Annotated in this window: 12 protein-coding genes; 10 read left to right on the forward strand and 2 right to left on the reverse strand. The window is 67.4% G+C overall.

Going from position 1 to position 14,394, the window contains the following annotated elements; all coding sequences use genetic code 11:
* Positions 1–33 precede the first annotated feature (33 nt).
* On the reverse strand, positions 34–921 hold the full coding sequence (locus tag AC6CHP_RS09110) for an SDR family oxidoreductase (protein WP_498229344.1): 888 nt from the start codon (positions 919–921) through the stop codon (positions 34–36).
* A gap of 221 nt (positions 922–1,142) precedes the next feature.
* Here AC6CHP_RS09110 and AC6CHP_RS09115 point away from each other — a divergent pair, with 221 nt between their 5' ends.
* From AC6CHP_RS09115 to AC6CHP_RS09130, 4 genes are all read left to right on the forward strand, one after another.
* Positions 1,143–2,726, forward strand: a complete 1,584-nt coding sequence (locus AC6CHP_RS09115; RefSeq protein ID WP_427115311.1) for an acyl-CoA carboxylase subunit beta — start codon at positions 1,143–1,145, stop codon at positions 2,724–2,726.
* Positions 2,727–2,764: 38 nt separating this feature from the next.
* A complete protein-coding gene (locus AC6CHP_RS09120) occupies positions 2,765–2,959 on the forward strand; it encodes an acyl-CoA carboxylase subunit epsilon (RefSeq protein WP_104185522.1) in 195 nt (64 codons plus the stop codon).
* Positions 2,960–3,028: 69 nt separating this feature from the next.
* Entirely contained in the window at positions 3,029–4,714 is a 1,686-nt protein-coding gene (locus AC6CHP_RS09125; RefSeq protein ID WP_498229346.1) for a DUF885 domain-containing protein, read from the forward strand.
* Between the two features lie 252 nt (positions 4,715–4,966).
* Complete coding sequence (locus tag AC6CHP_RS09130) at positions 4,967–6,406, forward strand: dicarboxylate/amino acid:cation symporter (protein ID WP_498229348.1); 1,440 nt, start codon at positions 4,967–4,969, stop codon at positions 6,404–6,406.
* A 123-nt stretch (positions 6,407–6,529) separates the two neighbouring features.
* On the opposite strand, the gene AC6CHP_RS09135 is transcribed toward AC6CHP_RS09130, so the two are convergent.
* On the reverse strand, positions 6,530–7,087 hold the full coding sequence (locus tag AC6CHP_RS09135; protein WP_498229350.1) for a hypothetical protein: 558 nt from the start codon (positions 7,085–7,087) through the stop codon (positions 6,530–6,532).
* A 163-nt stretch (positions 7,088–7,250) separates the two neighbouring features.
* On the opposite strand from AC6CHP_RS09135, the gene AC6CHP_RS09140 reads away from it, so the two are divergent.
* The 6 genes from AC6CHP_RS09140 (at position 7,251) to AC6CHP_RS09165 (ending at position 14,369) form a co-directional block, all read left to right on the forward strand.
* Entirely contained in the window at positions 7,251–7,967 is a 717-nt protein-coding gene (locus AC6CHP_RS09140) for a TetR/AcrR family transcriptional regulator (RefSeq protein ID WP_498229352.1), read from the forward strand.
* 18 nt (positions 7,968–7,985) lie between these two features.
* The gene (locus AC6CHP_RS09145) at positions 7,986–10,526 is read left to right on the forward strand and encodes an MMPL family transporter (protein ID WP_498229354.1); all 2,541 of its coding nucleotides are present in this window, start codon (positions 7,986–7,988) and stop codon (positions 10,524–10,526) included.
* A 9-nt stretch (positions 10,527–10,535) separates the two neighbouring features.
* On the forward strand, positions 10,536–11,180 hold the full coding sequence (locus AC6CHP_RS09150) for a Maf family protein (RefSeq protein ID WP_188730220.1): 645 nt from the start codon (positions 10,536–10,538) through the stop codon (positions 11,178–11,180).
* Positions 11,181–11,334: 154 nt separating this feature from the next.
* Entirely contained in the window at positions 11,335–13,149 is a 1,815-nt protein-coding gene (locus AC6CHP_RS09155; RefSeq protein WP_377195053.1) for an acetyl/propionyl/methylcrotonyl-CoA carboxylase subunit alpha, read from the forward strand.
* Between the two features lie 15 nt (positions 13,150–13,164).
* Positions 13,165–13,602, forward strand: a complete 438-nt coding sequence (locus AC6CHP_RS09160) for a YybH family protein (RefSeq protein WP_104185311.1) — start codon at positions 13,165–13,167, stop codon at positions 13,600–13,602.
* A 35-nt stretch (positions 13,603–13,637) separates the two neighbouring features.
* Positions 13,638–14,369, forward strand: coding sequence for a glutamine amidotransferase (locus AC6CHP_RS09165; RefSeq protein ID WP_498229357.1), 732 nt, complete (start codon positions 13,638–13,640; stop codon positions 14,367–14,369).
* Positions 14,370–14,394: the final 25 nt, after the last annotated feature.

Below are 14,394 nucleotides of genomic sequence, written 5' to 3' on the forward strand. Positions count from 1 at the left end.
CGGTGCACCCTGCGGGACCGGCGGAGGGCCGGGTTACAGGAAAATGTCCGGCGCCAGGCGGTCTTCCGGAGCCCCCAGGCTGTACGGCCGGAAATCAGTGACTCCAGCAGCCGTGAGCACTGCCTCGTCCGTGTAGAAATTCCCGCTGGGCCGGCCGCCGCTTTCCAGGTTGCTGCCGGTGAGCACGGCGTGGGCCGCGTCCGCCATGATCTCCGGGCCGCGCGCTGCCTGGGCAATGCTCTCCCCGTGGGGCATGTTCCTGATGGCCGCCGTATCAATCAGGGTGCACGGCCACAGCGAATTCACCCGGATACCGTCCGCCTTCAGTTCCTCGGCGAGCCCAAGGGTCGTCAGGCTCATGCCGTACTTGGCCATGGTGTAGGCCAGGTGTTTTCCCGCCCAGTGGGGATCGAGGTTCAGGGGAGGCGAGAGTGTGAGGATGTGGGCACTGTCCGATGACCGCAGCGCCGGCAGCGCCAGCTTGGACAGCAGGAACGTCCCGCGGACATTGATGTCCTGCATGAGGTCGTACTTTTTCATGTCCACGTCATCGGTGCGGGAGAGGTCGATGGCGGACGCGTTGTTGATGACGGCATCGATTCCGCCAAAGTTCTCCACCGCCGAGGAGACCGCGCGGGCCACATCGTCATCGTTGCGGACATCCCCCACCAGGGGCAGGGCCTGCCCGCCGGCGTCTTCGATCTCCCGGGCGGCGGTGTAGACGGTCCCGGCGAGTTTGGGATGCGGCTCTCCGGTCTTGGCCATCAGGACGATATTGGCGCCGTCCCGGGCCGCCCGGAGGGCAATCGCCAGGCCGATGCCGCGGCTTCCGCCGGAGATCACGAGGGTCCGTCCGCGGAGGGAGGAGGCGGCCCGGTAGGGGCCTGCGGGGGCGTGCAAAGCATCATTGCTCGAAGTCATGGCACCACTCTAACCCAGCTAAGTTACCGGCGAGTAACATGACATTGCTGGTGATCGCGGCGCAGAAAATTGTAGGTTCCCTACAGCTGCGGCGGCCGGACGCGTCACTAGACTTGCCAGCAGGGTTCGTCTTTTGTGTGGAAGCTACTTAAACCCTGCACAACGGCCGGCCAGCAACTCAGCACCACAGAATCAATCTGCTACAGAGCCGGAGACACTTGATGAGCCACGATCTGACAACGACAGCGGGAAAAATCGCCGATTTCCGCGACCGCCAGGCGCGTGCCGAACAGCCCTCCGGCCCTGAAGCCATCGAAAAGCAGCATGCGCGGGGCAAGAACACCGCCCGGGAGCGCATCGGCCTCCTGCTGGATGAAGACTCCTTCGTGGAGTTCGACGCCCTGGCCGTGCACCGCTCCACCGCGTTCGGCATGGAGAAGAAGAAGCCGCTGGGCGACGGCCTGGTTTCCGGCTACGGCACCGTGGACGGCCGCCTGGTGGCCGTGTACAGCCAGGACTTCTCCGTCTATGGCGGCTCGCTCAGCCAGGTCAACGGCGAAAAAATCGTCAAGGTGCAGGAGTTTGCGCTGCGCAACGGCTGCCCCGTCGTCGGCATCCTTGACGGCGGCGGAGCCCGCATCCAGGAAGGCGTGGCCTCCCTGGCGATGTTCGCGGACATCTTCCGCAACAACGTCCACGCCTCCGGCGTCGTCCCGCAGATCTCCCTGATCATGGGCCCCTCAGCCGGCGGTGCCGCCTACTCCCCCGCCCTCACCGACTACGTGGTGATGGTGGACAAGACCTCCCACATGTTCATCACCGGCCCGGACGTCATCAAGACGGTGACCGGCGAGGATGTTGACATGGAAACCCTCGGCGGCGCCCGGCAGCACAACGCCACTACAGGAACGTCCACCTACCTCGCCTCCGACGAAGGGGATGCCATCGAGTTCGTCCGCGAACTTCTGGACTTCCTGCCGTCCAACAACCTGTCCGAGGCGCCCGTCCTGGAGCACACGCAGGAGCTGGAACTCGACGACGACGACCTCGCCCTGGATGCGCTCATCCCCGACTCCGCCAACCAGCCCTACGACATGCGCACGGTGGTTGAGCAGATCGTGGACGACGGACACTTCCTGGAAATGCAGGCCCTGTACGCGCCTAACGTCATGATCGGCTACGGCCGGGTGGAAGGCCACACGGTGGGCATCGTTGCCAACCAGCCCCTGCAGTTCGCCGGCACCCTGGACATCGCGGCGTCGGAAAAGGCGGCCCGGTTCGTCCGGCACTGCGACGCGTTCAACATTCCCATCATTACCCTGGTGGACGTCCCCGGCTTCCTGCCCGGCAAGGACCAGGAATTCCAGGGCATCATCCGCCGCGGCGCCAAGCTCCTGTACGCCTACGCCGAGGCCACCGTTCCCAAGCTCACCGTGATCACCCGCAAGGCCTATGGCGGTGCCTACATCGTGATGGGCTCCAAGAAGCTCGGCGCCGACCTGAACCTGGCCTGGCCCACCGCCCAGATCGGCGTCATGGGCGCCCAGGGCGCCGTCAACATCCTGTACCGGCGCGACCTCGCCGCAGTGGCAGAGTCCGGCGGCGACGTCGAGGCACGGCGCGCCGAGGTGATCCGGCAGTACGAGGAGGAGCTCCTTAACCCCTACCAGGCGGCGGAACTCGGGTACGTTGACGCCGTCATCGCCCCCTCCGAAACCCGCCTGCAGATCATCAGGGGCCTGCGCGCCCTGCGCGACAAGCGCGCCAGCCTCCCCACCAAGAAGCATGGGAACATCCCGCTGTGACCCCCACCGAGCCTGCTGACGACAGCAATGCACCCGCCATGCCCCTGCTCTCAGTGGTGAAGGGGCAGCCGACAGCCGAGGAGCTGGCGGCGCTGACCGCCGTCGTACTCTCCCTTGGCGGCGTCCAGCACACCGGGACGGACAAGCCGCCGGTCCGGCACTGGGTCCGCCGCCAGCGGCTGAGGCTGGATCCCACCCCGGGTCCCGGCGCGTGGAAGCGGAGCCGCGGCTAGCGGGACTGGCCGCACGCTCCGGCGGCGTGGGCCTGTTCGGAAAAGCCGCAGCGCCGTTAGTCTCTGAGGGTGATTACAGACACCTCTCCTGCCGCCCGCCCGCATACCCGCATCGACGCCGTCGCAGATGACTACACCGACACCCTGATCAGGCTTAATCCGTCCTTCGCCACCACCCTCGGCGTTCCCGGGCACGAAACCGAATACCAGGACTTCTCCCCCGCGGGCATCGCCGAATTCGCCGAGGCCGCACGCAAGGCGCTGACCGACCTCGAGGGCCTCGTGCCGGAGGACGATGTTGACGCCGTCACACTCGACGCCATGCAGGAGCGGCTGGGCCTGCAGCTGCTGATCCACGCCTCGGGCTGGGATTACGCCGACCTGAACAACATCGCCTCCCCGGCTCAGGACATCCGCGCCATCTTCGACCTCATGCCAACGGAGACCGTGCAGGACTGGCAGCACATTGCCGGCCGCGCGTCCAACGTTCCCGCAGCCATCGCCGGCTACACCGAATCCCTGCGCCAGGCGAAGGACGCCGGCCGGATCGCCGCGGTGCGCCAGGTCAGGATCGTCATTGAGCAGGTCACGAAGTACGCCGCCGGGGACGGCTTCTTTGCGAAGCTCGCGGCAGGGGCAGCCACGGCCGCCGGGCCGCTGCCCGCCGCCGTCCAGGAAGAGCTCGACGCCGGCGCTGCCGCCGCCCGGGCAGCGTACAGCGGGCTGGCGGAGTTCCTCCGCGCGGAGCTGCTGCCCGCCGCGCCCGAGAAGGACGCCGTGGGCAGGGCGCGCTACGCCCTCGCCTCCCGCTCGTTCCTTGGCGCGACGGTTGACCTGGAAGAGACCTACGCCTGGGGCGTGGAGGAACTGGACAGGCTCATCGCACGGCAGGAACAGGTGGCGGACACCATCAAGGCCGGCGCCACCATCGCCGAGGCCAAGGAGATCCTGAACAACGACCCCGCGCGCCAGCTGAAAGGAAAGGAGGCGCTGAGGGAATGGATGCAGGAGCTTTCAGACAAAGCCGTGGCCGAACTCGCCGGCGTCCACTTCGACATCCCGGACGTCATGAAGAAGCTGGAATGCCTGATCGCGCCCACCGACGAAGGGGGCATCTACTACACCGGCCCCTCGGATGACTTCAGCCGCCCCGGCCGCATGTGGTGGTCCGTCCCCGCCGGCGAGGACACCTTCACCACCTGGGCCGAAACCACCACCGTCTACCACGAGGGCGTGCCGGGCCACCACCTCCAGGTGGCCACCGCCACCTACCGCCGCGAACTGCTGAACAAATGGCGGCGCAACGTCTGCTGGACCTCCGGCCACGGCGAAGGCTGGGCGCTGTATGCCGAAAACCTCATGCAGGAACTCGGCTACCTGAACGATCCCGGCGACCACATGGGCATGCTGGACATGCAGCGGATGCGGGCCGCCCGCGTGGTGTTCGACATCGGCGTCCACCTTGAACTGGAGGTCCCCGAGCGCTGGGGCACCGGCACGTGGACCCCGGACAAAGGCTATGAATTCCTGAAGGAGAACCTGCCCATCAGCGAAGGACAACTCAACTTCGAGTTCACGCGCTACCTGGGCTGGCCGGGCCAGGCGCCGTCCTACAAGGTGGGCCAGCGGCTCTGGGAACAAATCCGCGCGGAACTCGAGGCACGCCCCGGGTTCGACCTCAAAGAGTTCCACACAAGGGCACTCAACATCGGCTCCGTAGGACTGGACACGCTCCGGCGGGCGCTGCTTTCTTAGCTCTGAGTTCGCGGCCCCAAGGGGCCCGTCCTCGGCGCGCTGCTCCTTCGTCGCTCTGACGCGCGCTGCCGGACGGGCCCCTCGTTGCCGCCGCTGCGCGAGATGTTAAGCACACCCGGACCGGGAATACTTAACATAAAGGGCTAAAACCCTTGTCCCACAGGGATTTTTGGCTTCTGTGGAAACTTGGGGGGCGTAATATTTCTCAATGTTCGTTCGCCGTGGTATGCGGGGTGGCCCTAGCGTATTCGGGTGAGCACTCAGACAAGCACCCCCTCTCCCGCAGGAAAGACCGGCTTCCAGCTGCCCAAATGGGCTGGCTCGTTCGGCTTCCAGATCATCGCCGCCCTCATCGTGGGGCTCGGCCTCGGCCTGCTGGCCAAGTACACCGGCAGCACCAAGGCCAGCCCCAACGCCCTTGGCGCCACGCTGCAGACCATCGGCTCCAGCTACGTGTCGCTGCTGCAGACCGCCGTCGTACCCCTGATCTTCACCGCAGTAGTCAGCTCCATCTCGAACCTGCGCCAGGTCTCCAACGCCGCCAAGCTCGCCTGGAACACCCTGCTGTGGTTCGCCATCACGTCCCTGATCGCCGTGCTGATCGGCATCGGCTTGGGTGTCCTGCTGCAGCCCGGTGCCAACACCGGCATCTCAGAGGAAGCCAAGTACTCCGGCAAGTCCGGCGACTGGTGGGCCTTCCTGGTGGGCCTCTTCCCCAAGAACTTCCTGGGACTCGGCGCCAGCTCCACCGTTGCAGAATCCGGCGCGGTCACCACCTCCGTCAGCTTCAACGTGCTCCAGATCCTCGTGATCGCCATCGCCGTCGGTGTTGCCGCGCTCAAGGTGGGCATGGCTGCCGAACCCTTTCTGAGCCTGAACGCTTCGGCGCTGGCCGTCATCCAGAAGGTGCTGTGGTGGATCATCCGCATCGCCCCGCTGGGCACCGTGGGCCTCATCGGCAACGCCGTTGCCGTCTACGGCTGGGACACCATCGGTTCCCTGGGCAAGTTCACCTTCGCCATCTACGTGGGCCTGGCCCTGGTCATCTTCGCGGTGTACCCCATCCTGGTCCGCGCCCACGGCCTCTCGGTCAAGCAGTACTTCTCGGGCGTGTGGCCCGCCGTCCAGCTCGCCTTCGTCTCCCGCTCCTCCGTGGGCACCCTGCCGCTGACCCAGCGCGTCACCGAGCGCAGCCTGGGCGTCCCCCGCGCCTACGCCTCCTTTGCCGTGCCGCTGGGAGCCACCACCAAGATGGACGGCTGCGCCGCAATCTACCCCGCGATCTCAGCCATCTTCGTGGCCCAGTTCTTCGGCATCCAGCTGGACTTCACCCAGTACCTGCTGATCGCCCTGGTTTCCGTGCTTGGTTCCGCGGCCACGGCCGGCACCACCGGCGCCGTGGTGATGCTTACGCTGACGCTGTCCACGCTGGGACTGCCGCTGGCCGGCGTCGGACTGCTCCTGGCCATCGATCCGATCCTGGACATGGGCCGCACCGCGGTCAACGTGGCCGGCCAGGCCCTAGTTCCCACCATTGTGGCCAAGCGCCAGGGCATCCTGGACGAGCAGCTGTACAACGCGCCCCGCAACGGCACGCCGTTTGTCGACGACAGCTTCGACGCTGACGCCGCTCCCCAGGACGGCACCACCACGGACACCGCTCCGCGCCACCTGGAGGATGCGAAGGCCTAAGGGCCCCTGCTCACCCACCACGAAGAAGTCCCCGGGAACCAACCGTTCCCGGGGACTTCTTTCTGTGTGAAGCGCCAACTCTGTCTCAGGCGCTACCCAGCAGGAGTGAGGCCAGGCGTGCGGTCAGTGCCCGCCGCCGATCACGCCGCTCTCCACCGCCTTCGTGACGGCATCCGCCTCGACCTGGGTCAGTTTTCCGTCCGCAACGGCCTGGTCCAGCCGGACCTTCAGGCCCGCCGCCTTCTCTGCCTGCCGTTCGCTGCGGAGCTCCTCCAGCGCCGTGGTGACCGTGGATTCCTCGATGCCGAGCGATTCAGCCAGCGACTTCGCAAGGGCGGCCTCGCGGGTAGCTGCATCAGGCTTCTCCCCCTCCGCCGGAGGACCGGCGGGCTTGTTGGCCTCGCGGAAGGCCTGCAGGGCCTCGGTCACCTTTGCTTCCTCAACGCCCAGCTTCTCCGCCAGTGCTGACGCCTGGGCAATTCCACGCTCACCGCCCCGGCCGCCGTGTTTGCCCATGCCGCCGCCGGGCGCGGTGCTGGCGCTGGCGTCTGCAGAGGCACTCGAGCTCGCGCTGGGGGTGGGTGTCGTGGTGGCGGAGGCCATGCCGGCAACGCCGATTCCGGCGCCAAGGGCCAGCGCCGTGGCTGACAGGCCGAGGGTCATTTTCTTTGTGCGTGACATTTCTTGTCTCCTGGTACTGCCGTCCGGGACGGCTGCTGATCCTTAGTCCTTTTCGGGACATTTCCAGCATCGGCAAGTAACTCATGGAAGAGCTGTTGGGAACCTTTCATTCTGCTGTGAAAGTAAGTTGCCCAGAGTGCAAACTTGCACGTAGTGTAAAAGCGTGACAGTTTCCGCAGACCCCACCCCGCCGGAAGCCTCCGGGCAACCTGGCGACCAGCCATCCGCGCCGACATCCCGGCGGGAGCTGAACAAAGCCGCCACCCGGCAGGCCATTACAGACGCCGCTCTGACCCTCCTGCGCAGCAGCGGGCCCGGGAACTTCACCGTGGAGGACATCGCAGACGCCGCCGGAATTTCACGCCGGACCTTCTTCAACTACTTCGGCAGCACCGACGCCGCACTGGCCTCCGTCACCCACGGCTTCCTGGACAACGCCATCCAGCAGTTCAAACTCCGGCCCGCGGACGAGCCCGTCCTCCAGTCCGCCCAAGAGGCACTGATGGCCCTTGCGGACCCGATGACGGTGGCCCCGCTGGCCGAACTGTTCACACTGACCCAGCAGAGCAGCCTGATGTCCCACTCCGAACTGGAAGCCTGGGACCACTGCCGGGAACAGATCACCGCAGTGGCCCGCAACCGTGCGTCCGCCACACCCGGTGCAGCGGACGAGCTCTACCTCCGCGCCCTGGCGGGGTCGGTGATTTCCTGCGGCAAGGCCGCCATGGAGGTCTGGTTTTCCCGCCGCGGCGCCGACCTCTCACCGGCTTCCCTCGCGGAGCTCAGGCAGCTCCTGATAGACGCCATGGCCCTGCTCGGTTCCGGTTTCACCACGGGCGGCACGCCCGCCCCCTCATCCTCAGCCTCCCGTTCCTCCTGATCAGATCGGTCCCCTCACATGGCACTGTTCCTTTACCGCCTGGGCAAGTTCTCCTACCGCCGGCGCTGGCTGGTCATTTCCCTCTGGCTTGCCGCCCTGCTGGCCGTTGGCGGCGCCGCCGCAGCGTTCCACGGCACGCTGTCCAACAACTTCCAGATTCCCGGCACGGAGACGCAGCGGATCGCCGACAAGCTGAAGGAAGAGCTTCCCTCAGCATCCGGAGGCACCGCCACCATCGTTTTTGAGGCGCCCGACGCCGGCTTTACCACCGAAAGCCGGACCGCCGTCACGGATGCGCTCAAGAAGCTTGAGTCCGTTCCGGACGTCCGCGGCACCGTGAATCCCTTCGCCACGCAGGCCCAGGTTGACCAGGCAGGGCAGGCCATCACCGACGGCGAGCAGCAGCTTGCCGCGGGCCAGGCCCAACTGGACGCCTCCCGCGCCCAGGTGGAAGCCGGCCAGGCACAGCTGGCCGCAGCAGAGCAGCAGCTTTCGGCAGCCGGCGCCCCTGCCGCGCTCATCGAGGCCCAGCTCGGCCAGCAAAAGGCGGCACTGGCCGAGGGCCAGGCAAGGCTTGAGGCCGGCGCGCGGGAGCTGGACACCAGCAAGGCAAAGCTCGAGCTCGGCAAGCGCCAGGCAGAAGCGTCCTCGGCCATTCGGTTCGTGTCCGAAGACGGCCGCGCCGCCGTCGCCCAGGTCCAGTTCAACACCTCCATCAACGGCCTGAGCCCCGAGGTCCGCCAGCAAGTCCAGGACATCGCCCACGAGACGTCCGGCGCCGGCGTCACCGCCTACGCCAGCAAGGAAATCACCGAGGACATCTCGGAACTCTTCGGCGCCGCTGAGATCATCGGCATTGCGGTGGCGGCCCTGGTCCTGATCCTGATGCTGGGCACCTTGGTTGCCGCCGGACTGCCGCTGCTGATGGCCGTGGTGGGCGTCGGCGTGGGGGTCGGCATCACGTTCGCCCTGTCCGGCCTCTTCGACATGAGCTCCATCTCCCCCATGCTGGCCCTCATGCTGGGCCTGGCCGTGGGCATCGATTACTCCCTGTTCATCGTCAACCGCCACCGGACGCAGCTGCTGGCCGGGATGGACCCGGAGGAATCCGTGGCGCGGGCCACTGGCACCTCCGGCAACGCCGTGGTTTTCGCCGGCCTGACCGTGATCATCGCCCTCGCCGCACTGGTGGTGCCGGGCCTGCCGTTCCTCACCGTCATGGGCCTCGCCGCGGCCGGCACCGTTGCCGTGGCCGTCCTGGTGGCAATCACCCTGACGCCCGCCATGCTGTCCCTGATCGGCCGGCGCATCATCTCCCGGCGGGCCTGGGCCAAAGCCGATGCCCACAACGCGGAGCCCGGCCACGAAGCAGCAGATGAGGCCAGGGACCGCGAGCGCAGCACCCGTGGCTGGGGCGGCCTGGTCACCCGCCACCCCATCCTGGCCCTCCTGGCCGGCGTGCTCCTCCTGGGCACCCTCGCGCTGCCAGCCACCCAGCTGCAGCTCGCACTGCCCGACGGCGGCTCCGAACCCGTGGACTCCGAGGCCTACCAGGCGTACGACCTCACGGCCCGCAGCTTCGGCGAGGGCGTCACCGGCCCCATCGTCGCCGTGGGCGAGTTCCCGGCCGGCCTCGACGAGGCCCAGGCACAGACCCTGCAGTACGACGTGGCCGACAAGCTCCGCGCCGTGGACAATGTGGTGGCCGCCGTGCCGGTCGCCCTCAGCGAGGACCGCCGGACCGCAGTCTTCCAGGTCATCCCCGAGGAAGGCCCGGCCAGCGCCAGCACCGTCAACGTGGTGTCCAAGCTCCGCGGCCTCAATGATGACATCCAGTCCGAGCACGGGGTGGCGATGGGCCTGACCGGCCAGACGGCCGGCAACATCGACGTCTCCACCAAGCTGGGTGACGCCCTGCCGCCCTACCTGGCGATCGTCGTCGGACTTTCCCTGATCCTGCTGCTGCTGGTCTTCCGCTCCATCGTGGTGCCGCTGCTGGCCACGGGGGGTTTCCTCCTCTCGCTCGCCGCAGCCTTCGGCGCCGTGGTGGCTGTCTACCAGTGGGGCTGGCTCGGCGGCGTGTTCGACGTCGCCAACCCCGGCGCCGTGCTGAGCTTCCTGCCCATCATCCTGATCGGTGTGCTGTTTGGCCTGGCCATGGACTACCAGGTGTTCATCGCCTCGGGCATGCGGGAGGCCTACATGCACGGTTCCACCGCCAAGGAGGCCGTCCGGGTGGGCTTCCGCCACGCGGCAGCTGTGGTGACCGCCGCCGCGATCATCATGGTCAGTGTTTTTGCGGGCTTCATCTTCAGCCACCTCACCATGGTCCGGCCGCTGGGCTTCGCGATGGCGTTCGGCGTGCTCCTGGACGCCTTCGTGGTGCGCATGACCATCGTCCCGGCCGTAATGTACCTGCTGGGTGAAAAATCCTGGTGGCTGCCCCGGTGGCTGGACCGGATCCTGCCTGACGTGGACGTGGAGGGCGCCAAGCTCAACCGGTCCGAGGCGGCACCGGTTCCCGGGGAACTGGTCCACCAGGCCGGGCCGGTCAATTAGGCTGGATTTGTGGTCCGCCTGATTCTTGCATCCCAGTCCCCCGCCCGCACCAAGCTCCTGGCCGAGGCCGGCATCCGGCACTCCATCCTGGTGTCCGACGTGGACGAAGACGCCGTCCAGGCCCGCTACGGCGTCACCGATCCGCACGACACCGCCCTGCTGCTGGCCAGGGCCAAGGCCGAGGCGGTGGCTGCGCTGCCGGAAGCTGAGGGCGCGCTGGTGCTGGGCTGCGACTCTGTGTTCGAGTTCGACGGCGAGGCGCACGGCAAGCCGTACACCGCCGAGATCGCCCGCGAGCGCATGCTGCGGATGAGCGGCAACACCGGGGTGCTGCATACGGGCCATTGGCTGGTGGACTGCCGGGACACACATTCCGACGACGACGGCGAAGGTACCGGTACCGGCGCCACCCTCGGGACGGTGGCCTCGGCCGAGGTCGCCTTCCTGGAGATGGACCCGGCAGAAATCGACGCCTACATCGCCACGGGCGAGCCGCTGCACTGTGCCGGCTCCTTCACCATCGACGGCCTGGGCGGGGCGTTCATCCGGAAGGTCGACGGCGACCCGCACGCCGTCGTCGGGCTTTCCGTCTCCACCCTCCGCAGCCTCCTTGCCGCCGCGAACGTGCGCATCACCGACCTCTGGCGCGGCTGACGGTTCCTGCAGCGCCCGCAACAAAAGCGCCGCAATTAGCAGGGTCTTGTAGCTTCCCTACAAAGCTTGACCCGTTTACACGCGGATTCCGCAAGTAATATCGGCGGAACCCTCAAAACCGCGCTAGGCTCCCTGAAGGAAAGAAGGAGACGCCTTGTCAGCAAATTTGGAGCAGTCCGCAGGAACCACGCAGTCGACCCTCACAAAGGTGCTGATCGCCAACCGCGGTGAGATCGCCGTCCGCATCATCCGGGCCGCCCGCGACGAAGGCATCGCCTCAGTGGCCGTCTATGCGGACCCGGACCGCGACGCCCTGCACGTCCGCCTCGCTGACGAGGCCTACGCCCTGGGCGGCAACACCGCGGCCGAGTCCTACCTGGTCATGGACAAGATCATCGACGCCGCCCGCCAGTCCGGCGCCGACGCCATCCACCCCGGCTATGGCTTCCTGGCCGAAAATGCCGAGTTCGCCGCGAAGGTGATCGCCGCCGGCATCACCTGGATCGGCCCCTCCCCCGAAGCCATCTCCGCCCTCGGCGACAAGGTCCAGGCCCGCCACATCGCGGAAAAGGTCGGCGCCCCGCAGGTCCCCGGCACCGCCGACCCGGTGGAATCCGCCGAGGAAATCCTCGAGTTCGTGGACCGGCACGGCCTGCCCGTGGCCATCAAGGCTGCGTTTGGCGGCGGCGGGCGCGGCATCAAGGTGGCCCGCACCCGCGAGGAAATCCCCGAGCTCTTCGAATCCGCCGTGCGCGAGGCCACCGCTGCCTTCGGCCGCGGCGAGTGCTTCATCGAGCGCTTCCTGGACGCTCCCCGGCACGTCGAGACTCAGTGCCTGGCGGACGCCCACGGCAACGTCGTGGTGGTTTCCACCCGCGACTGCTCGCTCCAGCGCCGCAACCAGAAGCTCGTCGAAGAAGCCCCGGCGCCGTTCCTCACCGAAGATCAGAACCGCCGGCTCTACGAGTCCTCCAAGGCGATCCTCAAGGAGGCAGGCTACCTGGGCGCCGGCACCTGCGAATTCCTGGTGGGACAGGACGGCACCATCTCCTTCCTGGAAGTGAACACCCGCCTTCAGGTGGAGCACTGCGTGTCCGAGGAAGTCACCGGCATCGACCTGGTGCGCGAGCAGTTCCGGCTGGCCCGCGGCGAAGAGCTCGGCTACGGCGACCCCGAGGTGCGCGGGCACTCCTTCGAGTTCCGCATCACCGGCGAGGACCCGGGCCGCAACTTCATGCCGGCGCCCGGCACCGTGCGCGTGCTGAAGAACCCCACCGGCCCGGGAGTCCGCATCGACTCAGGCATCGAGCAGGGTGACGAGATCAGCGGCAACTTCGACTCCATGCTCTCCAAGCTGATCGTCACCGGAGCCACCCGTCCCCAGGCCCTGCAGCGTGCCCGCCGCGCGCTTGAGGAAATGGTGGTGGAGGGCATCCCCACGGTTATCCCGTTCGACCTCGCGGTGGTGTCCGATCCTGCGTTCGCCCCGGCCGAGGGCCCGTTCACGGTCCACACCCGGTGGATCGAAACAGAATTCGTCAACAACCTTCCGGCCTGGACGCCCGAGGGCTCCGCCGACGCGGACGGCGCGGCCGACGACCGCCAGCGCGTGGTGGTCGAAGTGGGCGGCAAGCGCCTGGAAGTGGTCCTGCCCGCATCCCTGGGTTCCCTGGGAACGGGAGGGGCGGCGGCCGCGAAGCCGGCAAAGTCGAAGAAGCGCTCCCGCTCCGGCGGTCCTGCAGCGGCCACCGGCAATGCCCTGACCTCCCCCATGCAGGGAACCATCGTCAAGGTGGCTGTTGCCAACGGCGACGTCGTCTCCGAGGGCGACCTGGTGGTGGTCCTCGAGGCGATGAAGATGGAGCAGCCCCTGACGGCGCACCGCTCCGGAATCGTCATCGGGCTGGAGGCGTCCTCCGGTGAAACAGTGTCTGCCGGCGCCATCATCGCCATGATCGAAGACCAGTAAGCGCCGGAGGCACCCATGCTCGCACCCAGTTTCCAGGAAGAAGTGGGCAGGTACCACCTGGCCGTCCCCGAAATCACCCGGGGCAATCCCGAGCCCGTCAAGGAACTCTATTCTCGGCTGGACGACGTCACGCTGGCCAACCCCTTTGGCGGGATCGCCCGCGGCTGGGCGCAGGTGGAGGCGAGGCTGGACCAGGCTGCCCGGCAGTTCCAGGACGGCCAGATGCTGGGGTTCGACACCATCACGTCCTACACCGCACGGGACACCGCCTACCTGGTGGAGACCGAACACTTCCAGGCCCGACTGGACGGTGCGGCTGTCGCCGAGGAGTTCGCCCTCCGGGTGACCAGCATCTTCCGGCGCGAGGAAGGCTACTGGAAGCTCGTGCACCGGCATGCGGACCCTGCCGCGCGCCCGCAGTCGCGCCGCTCCCTCACCCAGCCCCCGGCCTAGCTGACAGCTCCGGCCCAAACCGGCACACTTAGCAGATGCTGCCTTTCCTGCTCCTGGCCTCCCGGGCCGAGGACGCTGCCGCCGACGACGAATACGACGCCTACCTGCGCTATGGCGGCCTCGAAGAGCGGGAACTGCGCCGGGTCAGGCTCGAGGCTGCCCCGCTGCCGGACCTGGACCTCGCGGACTACTCGGGGGTCATTGTTGGCGGAAGCCCCTTCACCTCGAGCGATCCGGCGGAAGAGAAATCAGCCGTCCAGCAGCGGGTGGAACGTGAACTGTCCGGGCTGCTGGATAGGCTGGTGGCCCGGGATTTCCCGTTCCTGGGCGCCTGCTACGGCGTTGGCACCCTCGGCACGCACCAGGGCGCCCTCATCGACAGGACCTATGGTGAACCGCTGGGCGGAGTGGAGATAGAACTCACGGACGCGGGACTCGAGGACCCGGTCCTGAAGGGGATGCCGCGCACCTTTACCGCCTTCACCGGCCACAAGGAGGCCTGCACCGCCCTGCCGCCGCACGCCGTGCTGCTTGCGCGCTCCGAAGCCTGCCCGGTGCACATGTTCCGCATCCGGACGAACCTGTACGCCACGCAGTTCCACCCCGAACTGGACGTGGACGGCCTTATCACCCGCATCGACATCTACCGCCACGCCGGCTACTTCCCGCCGGAATCGGCTGAGGACCTGATGGAGAACGCCCGGCAGTTCACCGTCACCGAACCCATGAAGGTGCTGCGGAACTTCGTGGACCGCTACGCCCGATGACACCGCGGGCGGCCCCGAAGCGCCG

The sequence above is a fragment of the Pseudarthrobacter sp. GQ63 genome, assembly GCF_059758765.1.